The sequence below is a fragment of the Micromonospora sp. NPDC004336 genome (assembly GCF_053602615.1).
On sequence record NZ_JBSGDY010000136.1, the window covers coordinates 1 to 17956 of the forward strand.

Here is a 17956-nt window from a genome sequence, read left to right on the forward strand (position 1 = left end):
CGGGGCTCCTCGATGGAGCGGGCCCGCCGACGATCGGCTCGGCCGCCTCAGCGGCTGAAGATCGCGCTGTGGACGTCCACCGGGTTGGTGGCGCTGTCGGTGGTCACTCCGTACACGGCCACGAAGACGCCATTGTTGGACACCAGGCCGGTGTAGTCGCCGACCATGCGTCCCGCGCTCGTGGCCGGGAACTTCCGCGCGTCGAACGGGCCCTCGATGTGCTGCTCGCGCCACGCCCCGGGCCGCGTGCAGTCCTTCTCGCAGGTAACGGCCCAGAGGTCGGTGGGCAGGGTGGCGGGGTCGGGGGTGTTGTTGCGGAAGTCGTAGTAGGTGACCGCGACGGTGCCGTCGTCGGCGACGGCGACGACCGGCACGGCGGCGGACCCGGTGGGCGTCTTGTCGACCCGGATCGGAGCCGACCAGGTCTTCCCGCCGTCCGTCGACCGGGAGTGGTCCACGTGGAAGGTGCCGTCGGCGGCCTGGCTCTGCCAGACGGCGTCCACCACCTGGCTGTTCGGCCGGGCGGCCAGCAGCGGCAGGGAGGCGTTGCGCACCGGGTCACCGGAGTTGTCCGGGTCCGGGATGCGGGGGCCCACCGCGAACGGGGCCGGCACGTCCAGCGTCGGGGTCGACCACGTCTTCCCGCCGTCGGTCGAGCGGATGACCTGGGTGGCCGATTCGGTGTCGGTCTCGTAGTGCATGCCCATCAGCAGCGTGCCGTCCGGAAGGGGCACCACCTGGGTGCCGATGGCGCCGCTGTTGTTGGGGAAGTCGTACACCTTGCTGGTGGTCCAGGTGCGCCCGTCGTCGGTCGACTTCGCCAGGTGGATCGGCTGCACCCAGCCCGCCTCCGTGCTGTCGACGCGGTCCCACACCGCGTAGACCACGCCGGGGCGGTAGGGGTCGGCGGTGACCGTGGGGCGGTCGTTGAAGAACTGCGGGTTGTCGTCCCGCTGCAGGGTGACCGGGGCGTCCCAGGTCTGGCCGCCGTCAGCGGAGCGGGCCACCAGGATCGCGGTCACGTCGCCGGCGCGGGACAGCGAGAACGCCGCGGCCACGGCGGCGCCCGACGGGGTGACCGTGATCCAGTGGTCGGTCGTGACGTCGTAGTCGCCGCCGTTGGCGGCCGTGCCGCCGGTGCAGCGGGAGAAGGCGGGCAGGTTCCGCGACCGCTTCCAGCTCAGGCCGAAGTCGTCCGACACGGCGGTGACCGCGCCGTTGCTGCCGTACCGGTTCCAGCGGTCCTGCTGGAACACGGTGACCAGGTGCCACGGACGCTTCGGATCCTGCGCCACCACGGGCAGGGCCTCGGTGTTCGGGGTCAGTGTGTAGCCGTCGGTCGGGGGAAGTCCGCAGCCTGCCGGCAGTGGGCTGACACCCGAGACCGGCCGGACGATGGCGGCCGCGGAAACCGTGGGGCCTTCCGCGGCGGCGGGCTGCGCGATGGCACAGGCGAGCAGGACGGCCGTCGCGGACAACAGTGCCCTGGAGCGTCGGATCACGTACCTTCCTCATCTTCTGTCGACACCGTCCATAGTGGACAGTGTGGCCTCGCGGGGGCGTGCGGGACGCCGCCGGGGGCCGAAAAGTGATTTCTCGCAGGCTGCCGCCGGACCCTCGGCCCCGTCTGCCCGCTGATCGACGACTCAGTGGACGGCTCGCTTCCGAGGACCGCGAGCAGCCGCGCTGAGCAGGGCGTCTCCGCCTCCGGAGGCCGACGCGACAAGTGTTCTTTCTCTCCTCGACGGCCGACGCCGGGCGCTCGGCACCGCTCCTCGACGGCCGACGCCGGGCGCTCGGCACCGCTCCTCGACGGCCGACGCCGGGCGCTCGGCACCGCTCCTCGGCGGTCGGCACCCCGGCGCTGCCCGACGCCGGCCCGACCCGCCCGGGGCGTTCCGCCACGGTGGAGCACGGGTCGCCGCCCGGCGGGCCGGCGCGCCTCGAGGTCGGGGCGGGCGAAGAGCAGATCGCGTCAGGTCGCGGGGGCGTCCGGGCCGTCGGCCCGGCCCGGATAGAGCGCCGCCAGGGCGTGCGCGGTGGCGGTGAACCGGTCGCGCAGCTCGGCCGGGGCGAGCACCTCCAACTGCGCGCCGAGCTTGAGCAGCTCCACGTGGCCGTGCTTCACCGACTCGATCGGCACGGTCGTGCGCACCCAACCGGCCCGGTCCGGCGCCGACGCCGCCGCCCGCGCCGCCCGGCTCATCGCCGGCGGCAGGACGTGCGCCGCCAGCTCCAACGCGGCCGTCGTCATCCGCACCCGCGCCTCGTCGCGGTACACGCCCCGCTCGTACCGGTCGGCGTGCTCCTGCCAGCAGCGGGCCAGGTCGAAGCCGTCCGGCCGGTCGAACCGCTCGTCGAGCACGGCCAGCTCCAGGACCGCGCCGACCCGGTAGGTGCGCACCTGGGCATCCGCGTCGGCCACCAGGTACCAGCGGCCGGCCTTGAGCACCACGCCCAGCGGGGCGAGCGTCCGGGTCACCTCCCGGGGAGTCTTCCACCGCCGGTAGCGCACCCGCACGCGCCGGTCCTCCCACACGGCCCTGGCCAGTTCGGCCAGGTGCGGGGTGGGTTCGGGCTCCCGGAACCAGGTGGGGGCGTCGAGGTGGAAGCGCTGCCGGATCCGCTCGCCCCGGTCGGCCAGCTCCGCCGGCAGCGCGGCGCGCAGCTTCAGCTCGGCGGCCGCGAGCACCGACCCGAGCCCCAGCTCGGCGGCGGGGCCCGGCATCCCGGCCAGGAACAGCGCCTCCGCCTCGCCGGCGGTCAGCCCGGTCAGCCGGGTGCGGTAGCCGTCGAGCAGCCGGTAGCCGCCGGCCGGGCCGCGGTCGGCGTAGACGGGCACGCCGGCCGCGCCGAGCGACTCCACGTCCCGGTAGACGGTGCGTACCGAGACCTCCAGGGCCTCGGCGAGTTCCGGCGCGGTCATCCGGCCCCGGGTCTGCAGGAGCAGCAGCAGGGAGACCAGCCGACTCGCGCGCACGGGCCGACCGTACCGGGCGGTCGGTCGGGGAGCCCGGCGGCGGTGTCGATCGCGTCGGGCGCGCCTCCTCCCGTTTGCCAGCCGAAGCTGAGAACCTTTTTCACATGCTGTCCCCGAACGCTCCGGCGCGGCCCCACCGGTCGCCCGCGCCGGCCCTGCCCGGCGGGCCCACCGACTTCACCGAGGCGTGGCTGCGCAACCGGCGGCTGTCCGACCACACCCGCGACGCGTACCGGCGGGACGTCGCCGGGTGGCTCGGCTGGTGCGCCACCCGCGAACTGGACCCGCTGCACGCGAACTTCCTGCACGTCAACGAGTACGCCCGGGAGCTGGAGGCGACGCTGGCCACGCGCAGCGGCAAGCCGCTCACCCCGGCCACCGTCGCCCGCCGGCTCTCGGCCCTGTCGAGCTGGTACGACTTCCTCGTCAAGCTCCGCGCCGTCGAGGCCAACCCGGTGGCCGGCGCCGACCGGCCCCGCGTCGACCGCGACCACTCCGCCACGGTGGGCCTCAGCCCGGAGGAGGTGGACGCGCTGGTCGCCGCCGCCGAGGCCGACACCGGGCCGACCGCCGCCCGCAACCGGGCCGCGATCGCGCTGCTGGCCGACCTCGGGCTGCGCGTCGGCGAACTGGTCTCGCTCGACCTGACCGACCTGGGCGCCGAGCGGGGCCACCGCAGCGTCCGCTTCGTCGGCAAGGGCGGCAGGTCCCGCCGCCGGGCCCTCACCCCGGGCACCGCGTACGCCGTCGACGCGTACCTGGCCCAGCGGGCGGCCGCGCAGGGCGTGGCGGTGCACGAGCTGACCGGCCCGCTGCTGGTCACCGCCACCGGGGCCCGGCTGGACCGGCATGCCGTGTTCCGGCTGGTGCGCCGGCTGGCCCGGGCGGCCGGCATCCCGGCCTGGGCGAAGCTGTCCCCGCACTCGCTGCGGCACGCCTTCGCCACCACCGCCCGGGCCGAGGGTGTCCCCCTGGAGGACGTGCAGGACGCGATGGGGCACGCCGACCCGCGCACCACCCGCCGCTACGACCGGGACCGGCACAACCTCGACCGCGATCCCGCGTACGTCATCTGGGCGGCCCGCGCCCGCCGGCGCGGCTGAGCGGCGCGACGGCCCGTCCTGTGCGGCGCGACGGCCCGTCCTCGCGGTCGGCGCCGGCGGTCAGCCCTGCGGGCGAGGGCAGACGCAGAACGGCTGCCCGGCCGGGTCGGTCAGCACCACCCACCGCTCGCCGCCGGGCTGGAAGTCCGGCTTCGCGGCGCCGGCCGCGACGAACTCCCGCTCCGCCGCGGCGAGGTCGTCGACGTACAGGTCGAGGTGGTACCGCTTGCCGGCGTCCTCGTCCGGCCAGGACGGCGGCCGGTACCCCTCGACCAGGCCGAAGCCGACGGCCACGCCTCCGGCGGTGACCATCGCGTACTCCGGCTGGCTGTGGGTGATCTCCCCACCGAGGACGCGCTGCCAGAACGCGGCGTGGGCGACGGGGTCGGGGCTGTCGAGGTTGACCATGGCGATGTCGGCGATGACTGTCATGGCGGGCAGTCTGCCGCGCGTACCTGCCATCTCCTGTCAGGTATGCGGCGCCTACGGGTCCGCGAGCGCCACCAGGCGGCTCAGCGCCCCGATGCCCTCCTGGCTGCCGGCCGCGACCAGGACGTCGCCGTGGGCCAGGACGTACCCGGCGTCGGGCGCGGTGATCGTCCGGCCCGCGCGGAGCACGGCGATGACGGTCACGCCGCGGGTACGCGCGACGGCGTCGGCCAGGGGCCGGCCGTCGTAGGGTGACGCCGCCGTGACCGGCAGCTCCGCGACGCTGATCGCCTCCCCGTGCCGCTCCAGGTGCGTGACGTGGTCGACGGTGGCGACCGGGTGCAGCAGCTCGGACACCTCGTGCGCCTCCGCCGCGCTCAGCGACAGGGACCGCTCGACGGTGTCCGGGTCGTCCGACGCGTAGACGACGAGGTCGCGCCGCCCGTCGCGGTGGCAGACGACCCCGAGCGACTGCCCCTCGCCGGTGTGCACGGTGTAGCCCACGCCGATGCGCGGCAGCGGAACGCGTTCGATCTGCATCATGGCCTCCTGTCCTGGGTTGGTGCGGTGTGTTCCTGGCCGGCCTCGCCGAACCAGGTGGCCAGCCGCCCGGCGCGCGCGACGGCCCGCAGACGCCGCTGGGTCGCCTCGCGTACGGGCGGGGTGGTGAGCACGACCAGTTGGTCCCCGACGCGCAGCCGGGTGTGGTCGTCGGGCACGAAGGTGTCCTCGCCGCGGACGACGAGGGTGGTCGCGGCCGGTGGTGGCAGCCGCAGCTCGGGCAGGTAGACGCCGTGCAGGCGGGAGCCGGGCTCGACGGTGACGTGGATGAGGTCGGCGTCCATGGCGTCCAGCGGCGCCAGCTCGATCTGCAGGTCCGGCCCGACGCCACGCGAGGCGAGGCGTAGCCGACGCGCCAGCCAGGGCAGCGTGGGCGCCTGGATGACGGTGAAGACCACGACCAGCACGAACACGATGTTGAAGACCTGCTCGCTGCCCGGGGCGCCCGCGACGACCGGGATGGTGGCCAGCACGATCGGCACGGCCCCGCGCAGCCCGGCCCACGACAGGAATGCCTGTTCGCGCAGCGGGATGCGGAACGCGGCCAGCGAGACCAGCACGGAGGCGGGCCGGGCGACCAGCAGCAGGGCCGTTCCGACCACGATCGCGGGGACGACCGCGGCGGGCAGCTCGCTGGGCGTGGCCAGCAGGCCGAGCATCACGAACAGGCCGATCTGGGCGATCCAGCCCAGCCCCTCGGCGACCGAGTGGGTGGCCCGCCGGTGCGCCAGGCCGGCGTTGCCGAGCACCAGCCCCGCCAGGTAGGCGGCGAGGAACCCGCTGGTCTGGGAGAGGCCCGCGACCGCGAACGCCAGCACGCCGCAGGCGACGGTCGCTATGGGGTACAGGCCGGAGGTGGGCAGGGTCAGCCGCCGCAGCAGCCACACCCCGGCCGCCCCGATCGCCAGGCCGATCGCGCCGCCGGCGACCAGCTGGAAGGCCATCGCGCCGAGCAGCGGCAGGGGCGAGACGGTGTCGAGGGTGGCCGCGCTGAACGTCAGCACCAGGATCAGCGTCGGGGCGTCGTTGAGCCCCGACTCGGCCTCGACCAGGCTCGTCAGCCGGCGGGGCAGCGGCACCGACCGCAGCACGGAGAACACCGCCGCCGCGTCGGTGGACGACACGATCGCCCCCAGCAGCAGCGCCATCTGCCAGTCGACGTCCAGCAGCAGGTACGTCGCCCCCGCGGTGACCGCGACGCTGACGAAGACACCGACGGTGGCCAGCACCGACGCGGGCGCCAGCACGCCGCGTACGTCGGCGAACCGGGTGGTCAGGCCGCCCTCCACCAGGATGACCGCCAGCGCCGCCAGGCCCAGCGCCTGCGCCAGGGCCGCGTCGTCGAACGGGAAGCCGGCCACGTCCTGGCCCAGCAGCAGACCGACGCCGAGGTACGCCAGCAGCACCGGCATGCCCAGCCGGGTGGCCAGCCGGGCCGCGCCGACGCTGGCCAGGACCACGCCCGTGCCGACCGCCAGCATCACGTACAGGTCGCCGATGTTCACGTCGACCTCCTCGCCCCCGGGGCGGGCCCACCTCGGGCGCCGGCTACGCGGCGAAGTAGCGTAGCCACACGTACCCCCAGGCGATCGCCGTCGTCAGCACCGTGGTGGCGATGCCGTACCGGGTGAACCGCCAGAAGCTGATCGGCTCGCCGGCGCGGGCGGCGATACCCAGCACGACGATGTTGGCGCTGGCCGCCACGGCCGTGCCGTTGCCGCCCAGGTCGGCGCCGAGGGCGAAGGACCACCACAGCGCCTCGCCGGTGCCGGGATCGGGGGCGCCGGCGACGAGTCCCTCCACGATCGGCGCCATGGTCGCCGTGTAGGGGATGTTGTCGAAGAACGCGCCGAGCAGCGCCGAACCGAAGATCAGGCTGGTGGCCGCGGCGAAGAAGTCGTCGCCGACCGCGTCGCCGGCCCACTGGCCGACCTGCTCGATGACCCCGGTCTCGGTGAGGCCGGCGACCATCACGAACAGGCCGGTGAAGAAGACCAGCGTGGGCCACTCGACCTCGGCCAGGTAGGCCGACGTGTCCGCCCGGGTCACCAGGACCATCAGCCCGGCGCCGAGCAGCGCGACGACGGCCACGTCGACGTGGATCACCGTGTGCAGCATGAAGCCCAGCACCACCACGCCGAGCACGACCAGGCAGCGGGCCAGCATCCTCGGGTCGGTGATGGCGGCGCGGGCGTCCATGTCGCGTACGGCGGCGAACCGCTCGGGGTGGTACACGAACGAGCGGCGGAACATGATCCGCGCCAGCACCAGGAACGCGAGGAACATCAGCACCGTGACCGGCGCCATGTGCACGAGGAAGTCGTTGAAGCTGAGCCCGGCGCGGCTGCCGATGATGATGTTGGGCGGGTCACCGATCAGGGTGGCGGCGCCGGCGATGTTGGAGGCGAGCACCTCGGCGATCAGGTAGGGCGCGGCGGGGATGCCCAGCCGCCGGCACACGGAGATGGTGATCGGTGCGACCAGCATGACCGTGGTGACGTTGTCCAGGAACGGCGAGGCGGCGCCGGTGATCGCCACGAGCAGCACCATCAGCCGGTACGGGCGCCCCTGTGAGCGCTGGGCCGCCCAGATCGCCAGGAACTCGAAGACCCCGGTCTGTTTGATCACCCCGACTATGATCATCATGCCGAGGAGCAGGAAGATGACGTCCCAGTCGATGCCGGCGTGCTGCTCGTAGAACACGTCCGAACCGGGCACGAGACCCAGGACGACCATCAGGCCGGCGGCGCCGAGCACCACCGCGACCCGATTGATCTTCTCGGTGGCGATGAACGCGAAGGCGACCACGAAGATGGCGGTCGCAGCCAGGGCGGGCCAGGCGCTCACGGGCGCCCACCCGGCGGGCCGTTCTCGGTGAGCGTGGGCCGGTGCCCACGGGCGGGGGTCGTGGTTTCGGGCGGCACGGGTGCTGCCAACTCCAGGTGACGGTGCACGGGATCCTCCCGGGAGGGGTTCGACGCGAGACGGGGCGGCCGCCGCCGTACACGTGGGGGTGAGGCGGAGCGCTCCGCGCCCTTTTCCATGGTCATCCGCACGGTCCGGACCGACATCGGGGCTGACACCCATTTGCCGCCGTCCCCGCCGCGGCGCCCGCTGCCGGCCCCCGTCCGCGCGGGCCGGAGGGGATAAATGGGTGCTGGCACGCATTTACACCACGTGGCCGGTGCGACAGGCTGGATCATGATGAGGGGGACGGCCGAGGCACAGCGCGATCGCCTGCCGCCCGCCGCGCCGCCGGAAACCGCCGGAGCCGGCAAGGGCCGGCGGGGGGCCGGGAAGGGAGGGGCCGCCGTGTCGCTGTTCTGGCGGATCTTCCTGCTCAACGCGGCGGTGCTCGTCGCCGCCACGCTGCTCCTGCTCGGCCCGGTGACGGTGTCCACCCCGGTGCTGCTCACCGAGGCCGTCGTGCTGACTGTGGGCCTGGCCGCGATGCTGATCGCCAACGCCGTGCTACTGCGGGTCGGCCTCGCGCCATTGCACCGGCTGACCCGGGCCATGACCACCGTCGACCTGCTCCAGCCGGAGCCGCGCCCGGTCCCGGCCGGGCAGGCCGACATCGCGGACCTGATCCGCACCTTCAACGCCATGGTCGACCGCCTGGAGACCGAGCGGGCCACCAGCGCCGCCGCCGCCCTTTCCGCCCAGGAGGCCGAGCGCCGCCGCATCGCCCAGGAGCTGCACGACGAGGTCGGCCAGACGCTGACGGCGGTCCTGCTCGAACTCAAGCAGGTCGCCCGGCAGGCGCCCGACCCCGTGCGCGCGCAGCTCGCCCAGGTGCAGGAGATCACCCGCGACAGCCTCGACGAGATCCGCCGCATCGCCCGCCGGCTGCGTCCGGGGGTGCTGGAGGAGCTCGGCCTGATCAGCGCCCTGAAGGCCCTCGTCACCGAGGTCACCGGGCACACCGAGCTGACCGTGCGCCAGCATCTCGGCGCGGACCTGCCCGCCCTCGACGACGAGGCCGAGCTGGTGGTCTACCGGGTCGCCCAGGAGGCCCTCACCAACACCGTCCGGCACGCCAGGGCCACCGCCGTCGAGGTGTCGCTGGCCGGCCGCCCCGACCATGTGCTGCTGCGCATCCGCGACGACGGCCGGGGCGTCGGCGACGCGGCCGAGGGCGCCGGCATCCGCGGCATGCGTGAACGGGCCCTGCTCATCGGCGCCCAGCTCGCCGTGGCGCCCGCCCCGGCGGGCGGCACCGAGGTGCGGCTGCGGGTGCCGGTGACCGACCGGGAGGGCCGGCCGTGACGACCCGCATCCTGCTCGCCGACGACCACGCCCTGGTGCGCCGCGGGGTCCGGCTCATCCTCGACAGCGAACCGGACCTGACGGTCGTGGCCGAGGCCGGCGACGGCGCCGAGGCCGTCGCGTTGGCCCAGTCCGAGCGCCCCGACCTGGTCATCCTCGACATCGCCATGCCGCGGATGACCGGCCTGCAGGCGGCCCGGGAGCTGTCCCGGCAGCAGCCGGACCTGCGCATCCTCATCCTGACGATGTACGACAACGAGCAGTACTTCTTCGAGGCCCTCAAGGTCGGCGCCAACGGCTACGTGCTCAAGTCCGTCGCCGACCGGGACCTGGTGGAGGCCTGCCGCGCGGCCGTGCGCGACGAGCCGTTCCTCTATCCGGGCGCGATCAACACCCTGATCCGCACCTACCTGGAACGCACGGCCCGGGGCGAGAGCCTGCCGGCCCGGGCCATAACCGAACGCGAGGAGGAGATCCTCAAGCTCGTCGCCGAGGGCCACTCGTCGAAGGAGATCGCCCGCCTGCTGTTCATCAGCGTCAAGACCGTCGAGCGGCACCGGGCCAACCTGCTGCAGAAGCTCGGCCTCAGGGACCGGCTCGAACTGACCCGCTACGCCATCCGGGCCGGCCTGATCGAGCCGTGAGTGGCAACGCGGCGGCGGTTCCGGGCCGGGCGGACTGCCCCCGGACTTAGGGCCGGGCGTCGCGCGCCGAGGGCCGGCCGCGGGCGACCGGGCCGGTCCGGCCCGTGCGCGGCGCGACTCCGCGCCGCGCGCCGAAGGCCGGCTGCGGGCGACTTCCTGCGGGCGGCCCCGCCGGTTCTCTACGGTCGACGGGTGGGGGCTGAGCAGCCGTGGGACCGGCCGGCCCGGCGGCGCCGCCCGGTGCGCGCCGGGCTGGTGTTCGCCGGCGTCGCCGTGCTGCTGTGCTGCGTCGGGGTGGCCGGGCTGGGCGCCTGGAACGTGCAGGTGGTCACGCAGGCCAGCGGCCCGGTGCGGGAGACCGCCGACGGGTTCCTGCGGTCGGTCGCCGCGGGCGACACCGACGGCGCGTACGACCGGCTGTGCGCCGACGCGCGCAGCAGGTGGAGCCCGATCGGGTTCACCAGTTGGCTGCGCACCCCGCCGCTGGTCGACGGCTACGAGATCCTCGACGTGTCGGTGGCGACGCGGGGCGGCCGCCCGCACGGCACGGTGACGGTGCGGCTGACCCGCGACAGCGGCCTGACCGAGGAGCGGAAGCTGTCGGTGGTGCGCGAGGACGGCGGCTGGCGGGTGTGCGGCGACCCGTACTGAGTTGGCCTGTCGTAAGGAACGCCCGGTGAACGCCCACGGGCGGCGCACCAGCCTGCCGTCGGGGCCGGTCAGCGGCGTGGGCCCAGCTCCCCGGCGCGGTAGTGCCGCCGGCAGAGCACCTGGTAGCGCACGTCGGCCGTGTCCACGGTGTCGCCGATGACGACCTGTTCGCCCTCGCGGACGACACGCCCGCCGACGACCCGGGCGTTGAGCCGCCCCTCCCGGCCGCACCAGCAGAGCACCTCCACCTGGATGCGGGCCACCTCGTCGGCCAGCTCGAACAGTCGCTGCGCGGCGGGGAACAGGCAGGACCGGAAGTCGGTGGCGAGCCCGAAGGCGTACACGTCGACGTCGTAGCTGTCGACCAGCTCGGCCATCTGCTCGATGTGTTCGAGGTTGTAGAAGGAGGCCTCGTCGCAGATGAGGTAGTCGACGCGTACCCCCTCGGCCCACGTGTCGCGCACCAGGGCGCGCAGGTCCAGCTCGTCGGTGACCTCGACGGCCTCGTGCGCCAGCCCGATGCGGGTGGTGACCTGCGGGCCCAGCGAGCGGTCGATGCGGGTGGTGACCAGGCCCCGGCGGCCCTGCCGGGCGTGGTTGTGGTTCATCTGCAGCGCCATCGTGGACTTGCCGCAGTCCATCGGCCCCCAGAAGAACTTCAGCGCGGCCGCGTGCAGCGGCCGGCCGTCCACCCCGCGCGCCGCGGCGCACCCGGCGGGGGAGTCGTCGGGGCCCAGCGGCGGGCGCGCCAGACAGGTCGGGGCGGCGGCGTGGTCGGTCACGGACGGGCAGCCTAGCCGATCGACGCCCCCCGATCCGGCGGGTGCGGGCCGCGCCGGGACTCAGAGCACCCGCGGCGGGGTGTTGCCGGCGGCGACGATGGCGCGGCGGATCGGCACGGCCAGCAGCAGCAGGAACCCGACGACGAAGAAGATCAGCAGGGAGACCAGGCCCACCCGGTAGGAGTTGGTGAGCTGGAACACCAGGCCGAAGGCCAGCGGGCCGAGCCAGCTGGTGCCCTTGTCGCTGATCTCGTAGAAGCCGTAGTACTCGCCCTCCTTGCCGGCGGGGATGAGCTGGCTGAACAGCGACCGGCTCAGCGCCTGGCTGCCGCCGAGCACCAGGCCGATGGCCGCGCCGAGGACCATGAACGGCAGCGGCGCCTCGGCGGGCAGCCGGAACGCGCCGAGGATCACCCCGGTCCAGAGCACCAGGCTGATCAGGACGGTCTTCCAGGCGCCGATGCGCTTGGCGAGCGCGCCCAGCAGCAGCGCGCCGCCGAAGGCGAGGAACTGCACCAGCAGGATGGTCACGATCAGGGTGCTCTGCCCGAGCTTCAGCTCCTCGGTGCCGTACTGGCTGGCCAGGGCGATGACGGTCTGGATGCCGTCGTTGTAGACCAGGAACGCGAGCAGGAAGAACAGCGTCAGCGGGTACGCCTTGACCTCGCGCAGGGTGCGGCCGAGCTGGCGGAACCCGTCGGTGAGCGGGTTGCCGCCGCGCAGCGCGGCGGCGGTGGGGTGCTCGCGCAGCCAGCGCAGCGGGACCAGCGTGAACGCCGCCCACCACAGCCCGGCGGACACGATCGACCAGCGGGCCAGGTCGAGGGTGCGCTGGTGGTCGCCCTCCTCGCCGAGCATGCTCACGGCCACCAGGTTGAGCGCCAGCAGCAGGCCGCCGCCGAGGTAGCCCAGGGCCCAGCCGCGGCTGGAGATGCCGTCGCGGTCGTCGGGGCCGCCGAGCTGCGGCAGGAACGAGTTGTAGACCACGACGCCGGCGCCGAAGGCGATGTTGGCGACCATGAACAGCGCGCCGCCGAGCAGGTAGCGGTCGCCGGTGACGAAGAGCATGCCGACGGTGGCGCCGGCGCCGATGAAGGCGGCGGCGGCGAGCAGCCGCTTCTTGTGCGCCGACCGGTCGGCGATCGCGCCGACGACCGGCAGCACGAAGACGGTGAGGAAGACCGACAGCGACACCAGGTACGGGAAGTAGGAGCCGGCGGCGACCTTGATGCCCAGCGGGTACACGTACCCGGAGCAGCTGTCGGCGCCGAGTTCGCAGCCGGCGGCGAGTTCGGTGACCGTGGTCAGGAACGGGCCGAGGAACACGGTGATCACCGTGGTGGAGAACGCGGACATCGCCCAGTCGTAGAAGTACCAGCCGGTGCGTTCGCGGCGGGTGCTCGCCGGGGCGGGGGTGTCGCCCACCGTGGGGGTGGCGGTCTCGGCCATCGGGGTCCTTCGGACGCTCAGGCGGCCCAGTGGCCGCGGCTGTGATACACGTCGCGCAGCACGCCGACGTGATCGGTCATGATGCCATCCACCCCAAGATCAAGTAACTCGTGCATCTCGGCAGGTTCGTCGATCGTCCAGACGTGCACGTGCAGGCCGAGTCGGTGGGCGTGGCGCAGGAACCGGCGGTCCACCACGGGCACCCGTCCGTAGCGGACCGGCACCTGCGCGGCGACCACCGACGGGGGCAGCCGCAGCGGCCGTCCGGTCAGGGAGGCCATCCGCAGCCGGGCCACCCCGCGCATGCCGAGGCTGGTGGCGATCCGCCCCCGCGTCAGGGCGCGCAGCCGGGCCAGCCGGGCGTCGTTGAAGGAGGCGAGCAGCACCCGGCCGCCGGCCCCGACCCGCCCGACGGTGGACACGGTCGGATCGACGCCTCCGTCGGCCTTGACGTCGATGTTGAACCGCACCTGCGGCCAGGCGTCGAGGACCTCGTCGAGGCGGGGGACCACGGCGGCGCCGCCGACGCGTACCGAGGCCAGGTCGGCCCAGCGCAGGTCGGCGATGCGCCCCGGCTCGCCGGTGACCCGGGTCAGCGTGGCGTCGTGGAAGACCACCGCGACGCCGTCGGCGGTGCCGTGCACGTCGGTCTCGACGTACCGGTAGCCGAGCCCGATCGCCCGCGCGAACGCCGCGGCGGTGTTCTCGTCGCCCTCGGCGGCGCCGCCACGGTGGGCGAACGCCAGCGGTGTGGGCCCGTCGAGGTAGGCGTGGGTCACGCGGGGGAGTATGCCCGGCCCCGGTGGCCGCCGGACGACCGGCCGCCCGCCGCCGGACGGCGACGCTTCCGGCGCGCCGGGTCAGCCGGGCCGGTGGTGCCGGCGGTGGGCGCGGCTGGTGTCGGCCGGACGGCCGGGGTCGACGTGGCGGGGGCGGTCCGGCTCGTCGGGGCGCAGCGGCGCGAGGGCGTCGGTGATGGCGTCGACGATCCGGTCGGTGGCCTGCCGCGCGGCGCCGGGCGCGCCGTGGGCGAGGTCGGCCAGCTCGACGGGCGCGCCGAAGTGCACGCGCAGCACCGGGCGGCGCCACACCGCGCGCGCCAGGCCGCGCAGCAGGCCCTTCGGGGCCCGGTAGGGCACCACCTCGTGGGAGCCCCACTGGGCCACGGGGAGCACCGGGGCGCCGCAGGCCAGGGCGAGGCGGGCGGCGCCGGTCTTGCCGCGTTCGGGCCACATGCCCGGGTCCAGGCCGATGCGGCCCTCCGGGTAGACCAGGATCACGGAGCCGCCGGCGACCGCGGCGGCGGCGTCGTCGAGGGCGCGGCCGACGGCGGCGGTGCCCCGGTCGACCCGGATGTGCCCGGCGCGGCGCATCGCGGCGCCGATGACGGGAACGCGGAACAGCCCGCCGGTGGCCATGATCCGCGGGGCGACGCCCCGGGCGCGGCAGGCGGCGGCGAGCACGATCGGGTCGAAGGGGCTGATGTGGTTGGCGGCCAGGATCAGCGGGCCCCGGCGCAGCGCCTCGGGGACGTCGCCGCTGACCTCCAGGCGGGCCAGGGGCGCGACGACGACGCGGGCGAGCAGCTGCGCGGCGCGCCAGATCGGCGGCGGCTGCCAGGTCGGGCGGGTGGTGTCCATCAGCGCGCAATGGTCGCACGCGGAGGCCGGTCGGCGCGGCTCGGGTCGCGTACGCCGGGCCGGGCCACCGGGCCGTCCGGCAGAGGTGATCAGGGTCATTGGTCCCGGGTCGCTTCGGGACCCCCGCCCCTGCCGGTTTTTCTACGACGGGCAGTAGTATTTACTACGTCTCGTAGTATGCACAGCCTGGGGGTTACTGGTGGACGCGTTGGACGTCGCCCGCTGGCAGTTCGGTGTCACCACCGTCTACCACTTTCTCTTCGTGCCGCTGACCATCGGCCTGTCCGTGCTGGTGGCGATCCTCCAGACGATGTGGCACCGCACCGGCAACGAGAAGTACCTGAAGCTCACCAAGTTCTACGGCAAGCTCTTCCTGATCAACTTCGCCATGGGCGTGGTGACCGGCATCGTGCAGGAGTTCCAGTTCGGCATGAACTGGAGCGACTACTCGCGCTTCGTCGGCGACATCTTCGGCGCCCCACTCGCGATCGAGGCGCTGGTCGCGTTCTTCCTGGAGTCGACCTTCATCGGCCTGTGGATCTTCGGCTGGGACCGGCTGCCCAAGCGGCTGCACCTGGCCAGCATCTGGGCCGCCGCGATCGGCACCAACCTCAGCGCGTACTTCATCCTCGCGGCGAACTCGTTCATGCAGAACCCGGTCGGCTACCGCATCAACCCCGAGACCGGCCGCGCGGAACTCACCGACTTCGTGGCCGTACTGACCAACAAGGTCGCCCTGATCACCTTCCCGCACACCATCGCCGGCGCGTTCCTGGTCGCCGGTTCGCTGCTGGTCGCCGTCGCCATGTGGCACCTGGTGCGCAACCGCGACTCCGCCGACACCCCCGCCTACCGCTTCGCCGCGAAGTTCGGCTCCTGGGTCACCCTGGTCTCGGCCGCCGCCGTCGCCATCACCGGCGACATCCAGGGCAAGATCATGACCGAGGTGCAGCCGATGAAGATGGCCGCCGCCGAGGGCCTCTACACCACCGAGTCGCCCGCCTCGTTCAGCGTCCTGACCGTCGGCAGCCTCGACGGTAGCCGCGAACTGTTCGCCCTGAAGATCCCGCACCTGCTGTCCTGGCTGGGCACCGGCGACCCGAACGGCACCGTGCACGGCATCAACGACCTGCAGGCCCAGTACGCCGCCCAGTACGGCGCCGGCAGCTACACCCCGATCATCCCGGTCACCTACTGGAGCTTCCGCTTCATGATCGGCTTCGGGATGGCCGCCGCCGCCATCGCCCTGCTGGTGCTCTGGAGCCAGCGCAAGGGCCGCACCCCCACCAGCAAGTGGCTGCTGCGCGCCGGCCTGGTCATGCCCCTGCTGCCCCTGGCCGCGAACTCCTTCGGCTGGATCTTCACCGAGATGGGCCGCCAGCCGTGGATCGTCTTCGGCGAGATGCTCACCCGCGACGGCGTGTCCCGCAGCGTCTCGCTGACCGAGGTGCTCACCTCGTTCACGGCCTTCACCCTGATCTACGCCACGCTCGCCGTGGTCGAGGTCAAGCTGCTGCTGCGCTACGCCAAGGCCGGCGTGCCGGACGTGACGCCGGACCCCGAGATCGACGACAGCCACGACGACGCCGAGCGCCCGCTCGCCTTCGCCTACTGATCACCGGAGCCCCATCGTGGAACTCACCACCGTCTGGTTTCTGCTCGTCGCGGTCCTGTTCACCGGGTACTTCATCCTGGAGGGCTTCGACTTCGGCGTCGGCATGCTGCTGCCCGTGCTCGGCCGCGACGACCGGGAACGCCGCGTCCTGATCAACACCATCGGCCCCGTGTGGGACGGCAACGAGGTGTGGCTGATCACCGCCGGCGGCGCCATGTTCGCCGCGTTCCCCGAGTGGTACGCCACCCTGTTCTCCGGCTTCTACCTGCCGCTGCTGCTGATCCTGCTGGCCCTGATCGCCCGGGGCGTCGCGTTCGAGTACCGCCACAAGCGCCCCGAGGCGTCCTGGAAGCGCCGCTGGGACACGGCGATCTTCGTCGGGTCGGTGGTGCCGGCCGTGCTGTGGGGCGTGGCGTTCGCCAACATCCTGCGCGGCGTGCCGCTGGACGCCGAGCACGAGTACGTCGGCGGGCTGGTCGACCTGCTCAACCCGTACGCGCTGCTCGGCGGCGCGACCACCGCGGCGCTGTTCCTCACCCACGGCGCGGTGTTCATCGCGCTCAAGACCGTCGGCGACGTCCGCGAGCGCGCCGGCGCGCTCGCCGTGCGCCTGGGCGTGGTCACCGCCGTGCTCGCCGTGGCGTTCCTGTCCTGGACGCTGACCATCCGCTCCAGCGCGGCCGCCGTCGTGTTCGCCGTCGGCGCGGCGCTGGCGCTGCTCGGTGGCCTGGCCGCCGCCCGGGTACGCCGGGAGGGCTGGGCGTTCGCCGGCACCGCCGTGGCGATCGCCCTGGCCGTGGCGACGCTGTTCGCGGCGCTGTTCCCGAACGTGCTGCCCTCGACCCTCGACGCCGCCGGCACGCTCACCGCCACCAACGCCGCCTCCACCCCCTACACCCTGAAGATCATGACCTGGGTGGCGGTGGTGTTCACCCCGATCGTGCTGGCCTACCAGGGTTGGACCTACTGGGTGTTCCGCAAGCGCATCGGGGTGGCCCACATCCCGCAGCACTGACCCACCCCGCCGGGTGGCCGCGGGTCCCGCCGCCGCCACCCGCGCCCCCGGGCCGCCGGGACGACGCGACCACCCCCTCCCGCGTCGCCCCGGCGGCCCGCCCCGTCCGCGCCGGTGCGGGGGAGCGGGCGGCAGACGACAGCACAGGCTCGTGGGTCGGACCAACGATTGCGGTAGGGTCGAGCCATGCACGACATCGGCGAGCAGGAGCCACCCACCCGGCTGCGCACCACCCCGAGCTGGCTGCTCACCCAGACCGCCGCCCACGCCGGCCGGCTGGTGGGCGAGGCCTTCGCGGCCCTCGGCGCCCGCGGCTACCACTACCGCCTGCTGGCCGCCCTCGACGAGTTCGGCCCCGCCAGCCAGGCCGACCTCGGCCGCCGCGGCGGCATCGACCGCAGCGACGTCGTCGCCACCGTCAACGAACTCGCCGCCAACGCGCTCGTCGTGCGCGCCCCCGACCCCACGGACCGGCGACGCAACGTCATCACCCTGACCCCCGCCGGCCGCGACGAGCTGGGCCGCATGCAGGAGGCCCTCACCCGCGTGCAGGACACCCTGCTGGCCCCGCTCGCCGACACCGAACGCGCCCAGCTCACCGGCCTGCTCGGCAAGCTGTTCGACCACCACGCCCGACGGCGCGGCTGACACCCCCGACGGCGGGGGCGGGTCCCGCACCACGCCCGACGGCGCGAGCCCGACGGCGCGGCCGACGTGCTTCGGCGGGGTGGGTGGCGGCGCCCCCCCCCCCCCCCCCCGCGCCCGCGGCTCTGGGCCCCCCGCCACCCCCCCCGGCGGGGCGCGGTCTCCGCCCCCAC

17 protein-coding genes are annotated in these 17956 nt (G+C 73.9%); 7 read left to right on the forward strand and 10 right to left on the reverse strand.

Going from position 1 to position 17956, the window contains the following annotated elements; all coding sequences use genetic code 11:
* Positions 1-47: 47 nt before the first annotated feature.
* Together ACWENR_RS23240 and ACWENR_RS23245 are read right to left on the reverse strand one after the other, a co-directional pair.
* Positions 48-1502 carry a sialidase family protein gene (locus tag ACWENR_RS23240; RefSeq protein ID WP_452279084.1) on the reverse strand — a complete coding sequence of 485 codons (1455 nt, stop codon included), beginning with the start codon at positions 1500-1502 and terminating at the stop codon, positions 48-50.
* A 473-nt stretch (positions 1503-1975) separates the two neighbouring features.
* Positions 1976-2980, reverse strand: a complete 1005-nt coding sequence (locus ACWENR_RS23245) for a helix-turn-helix transcriptional regulator (RefSeq protein ID WP_452279085.1) — start codon at positions 2978-2980, stop codon at positions 1976-1978.
* A gap of 104 nt (positions 2981-3084) precedes the next feature.
* Here ACWENR_RS23245 and ACWENR_RS23250 point away from each other — a divergent pair, with 104 nt between their 5' ends.
* Positions 3085-4083, forward strand: coding sequence for a tyrosine-type recombinase/integrase (locus tag ACWENR_RS23250; protein ID WP_452279086.1), 999 nt, complete (start codon positions 3085-3087; stop codon positions 4081-4083).
* A 60-nt stretch (positions 4084-4143) separates the two neighbouring features.
* Here the strand turns inward: ACWENR_RS23250 and ACWENR_RS23255 are convergent, their stop codons facing one another.
* The 4 genes from ACWENR_RS23255 to ACWENR_RS23270 are packed head-to-tail and all read right to left on the reverse strand — an operon-like array spanning position 4144 to position 7920.
* Positions 4144-4515 carry a VOC family protein gene (locus ACWENR_RS23255; RefSeq protein ID WP_452279087.1) on the reverse strand — a complete coding sequence of 124 codons (372 nt, stop codon included), beginning with the start codon at positions 4513-4515 and terminating at the stop codon, positions 4144-4146.
* A 51-nt stretch (positions 4516-4566) separates the two neighbouring features.
* Positions 4567-5052 (reverse strand): cation:proton antiporter regulatory subunit, encoded by a 486-nt coding sequence (locus tag ACWENR_RS23260; protein WP_452279088.1) that lies wholly within the window; start codon positions 5050-5052, stop codon positions 4567-4569.
* Positions 5052-6578, reverse strand: a complete 1527-nt coding sequence (locus ACWENR_RS23265; RefSeq protein ID WP_452279089.1) for a potassium/proton antiporter — start codon at positions 6576-6578, stop codon at positions 5052-5054. The genes ACWENR_RS23260 and ACWENR_RS23265 overlap by 1 nt, the downstream gene beginning before the upstream one ends.
* Positions 6579-6621: 43 nt before the next feature.
* Entirely contained in the window at positions 6622-7920 is a 1299-nt protein-coding gene (locus ACWENR_RS23270) for an SLC13 family permease (RefSeq protein WP_452279090.1), read from the reverse strand.
* A 465-nt stretch (positions 7921-8385) separates the two neighbouring features.
* Between ACWENR_RS23270 and ACWENR_RS23275 the strand changes: the two genes are divergently transcribed.
* From ACWENR_RS23275 to ACWENR_RS23285, 3 genes are all read left to right on the forward strand, one after another.
* Entirely contained in the window at positions 8386-9342 is a 957-nt protein-coding gene (locus tag ACWENR_RS23275; RefSeq protein WP_452279091.1) for a HAMP domain-containing sensor histidine kinase, read from the forward strand.
* On the forward strand, positions 9339-9986 hold the full coding sequence (locus ACWENR_RS23280; protein ID WP_452279092.1) for a response regulator: 648 nt from the start codon (positions 9339-9341) through the stop codon (positions 9984-9986). The genes ACWENR_RS23275 and ACWENR_RS23280 overlap by 4 nt, the downstream gene beginning before the upstream one ends.
* Positions 9987-10178: 192 nt before the next feature.
* Positions 10179-10637: an Rv0361 family membrane protein gene (locus ACWENR_RS23285; protein ID WP_452279093.1), complete on the forward strand. Its 459-nt coding sequence runs from the start codon at positions 10179-10181 to the stop codon at positions 10635-10637.
* Between the two features lie 68 nt (positions 10638-10705).
* Here ACWENR_RS23285 and ACWENR_RS23290 read toward each other — a convergent pair whose 3' ends face one another.
* From ACWENR_RS23290 to ACWENR_RS23305, 4 genes are all read right to left on the reverse strand, one after another.
* Positions 10706-11419 (reverse strand): thymidine kinase, encoded by a 714-nt coding sequence (locus tag ACWENR_RS23290; protein ID WP_091106849.1) that lies wholly within the window; start codon positions 11417-11419, stop codon positions 10706-10708.
* Positions 11420-11479: 60 nt separating this feature from the next.
* Positions 11480-12868 (reverse strand): MFS transporter, encoded by a 1389-nt coding sequence (locus ACWENR_RS23295; RefSeq protein WP_452279094.1) that lies wholly within the window; start codon positions 12866-12868, stop codon positions 11480-11482.
* A gap of 17 nt (positions 12869-12885) precedes the next feature.
* On the reverse strand, positions 12886-13659 hold the full coding sequence (locus ACWENR_RS23300) for a glycerophosphodiester phosphodiesterase (protein ID WP_452279099.1): 774 nt from the start codon (positions 13657-13659) through the stop codon (positions 12886-12888).
* A gap of 69 nt (positions 13660-13728) precedes the next feature.
* Positions 13729-14508 carry a lysophospholipid acyltransferase family protein gene (locus tag ACWENR_RS23305; RefSeq protein ID WP_452279095.1) on the reverse strand — a complete coding sequence of 260 codons (780 nt, stop codon included), beginning with the start codon at positions 14506-14508 and terminating at the stop codon, positions 13729-13731.
* A gap of 199 nt (positions 14509-14707) precedes the next feature.
* On the opposite strand from ACWENR_RS23305, the gene ACWENR_RS23310 reads away from it, so the two are divergent.
* The 3 genes from ACWENR_RS23310 to ACWENR_RS23320 all read left to right on the forward strand — a co-directional run bounded on the left by ACWENR_RS23310 (position 14708) and on the right by ACWENR_RS23320 (position 17786).
* The gene (locus ACWENR_RS23310; protein ID WP_452279096.1) at positions 14708-16123 is read left to right on the forward strand and encodes a cytochrome ubiquinol oxidase subunit I; all 1416 of its coding nucleotides are present in this window, start codon (positions 14708-14710) and stop codon (positions 16121-16123) included.
* Positions 16124-16139: 16 nt separating this feature from the next.
* Positions 16140-17138 carry a cytochrome d ubiquinol oxidase subunit II gene (gene cydB, locus ACWENR_RS23315; protein WP_452279097.1) on the forward strand — a complete coding sequence of 333 codons (999 nt, stop codon included), beginning with the start codon at positions 16140-16142 and terminating at the stop codon, positions 17136-17138.
* A gap of 186 nt (positions 17139-17324) precedes the next feature.
* Entirely contained in the window at positions 17325-17786 is a 462-nt protein-coding gene (locus ACWENR_RS23320; protein ID WP_452279098.1) for a MarR family winged helix-turn-helix transcriptional regulator, read from the forward strand.
* The last annotated feature ends 170 nt before the right edge of the window (positions 17787-17956 follow it).

What these genes read in the sequence shown, in the direction of transcription:
- ACWENR_RS23250 (WP_452279086.1), top strand. Translation starts at nt 3,085, where the DNA reads ATGCTGTCCCCGAACGCTCCGGCGCGGCCCCACCGGTCGCCCGCGCCG.
- ACWENR_RS23255 (WP_452279087.1), bottom strand. Translation starts at nt 4,515, where the DNA reads ATGACAGTCATCGCCGACATCGCCATGGTCAACCTCGACAGCCCCGAC.
- ACWENR_RS23260 (WP_452279088.1), bottom strand. Translation starts at nt 5,052, where the DNA reads ATGCAGATCGAACGCGTTCCGCTGCCGCGCATCGGCGTGGGCTACACC.
- ACWENR_RS23295 (WP_452279094.1), bottom strand. Translation starts at nt 12,868, where the DNA reads ATGGCCGAGACCGCCACCCCCACGGTGGGCGACACCCCCGCCCCGGCG.
- ACWENR_RS23305 (WP_452279095.1), bottom strand. Translation starts at nt 14,508, where the DNA reads ATGGACACCACCCGCCCGACCTGGCAGCCGCCGCCGATCTGGCGCGCC.
- ACWENR_RS23320 (WP_452279098.1), top strand. Translation starts at nt 17,325, where the DNA reads ATGCACGACATCGGCGAGCAGGAGCCACCCACCCGGCTGCGCACCACC.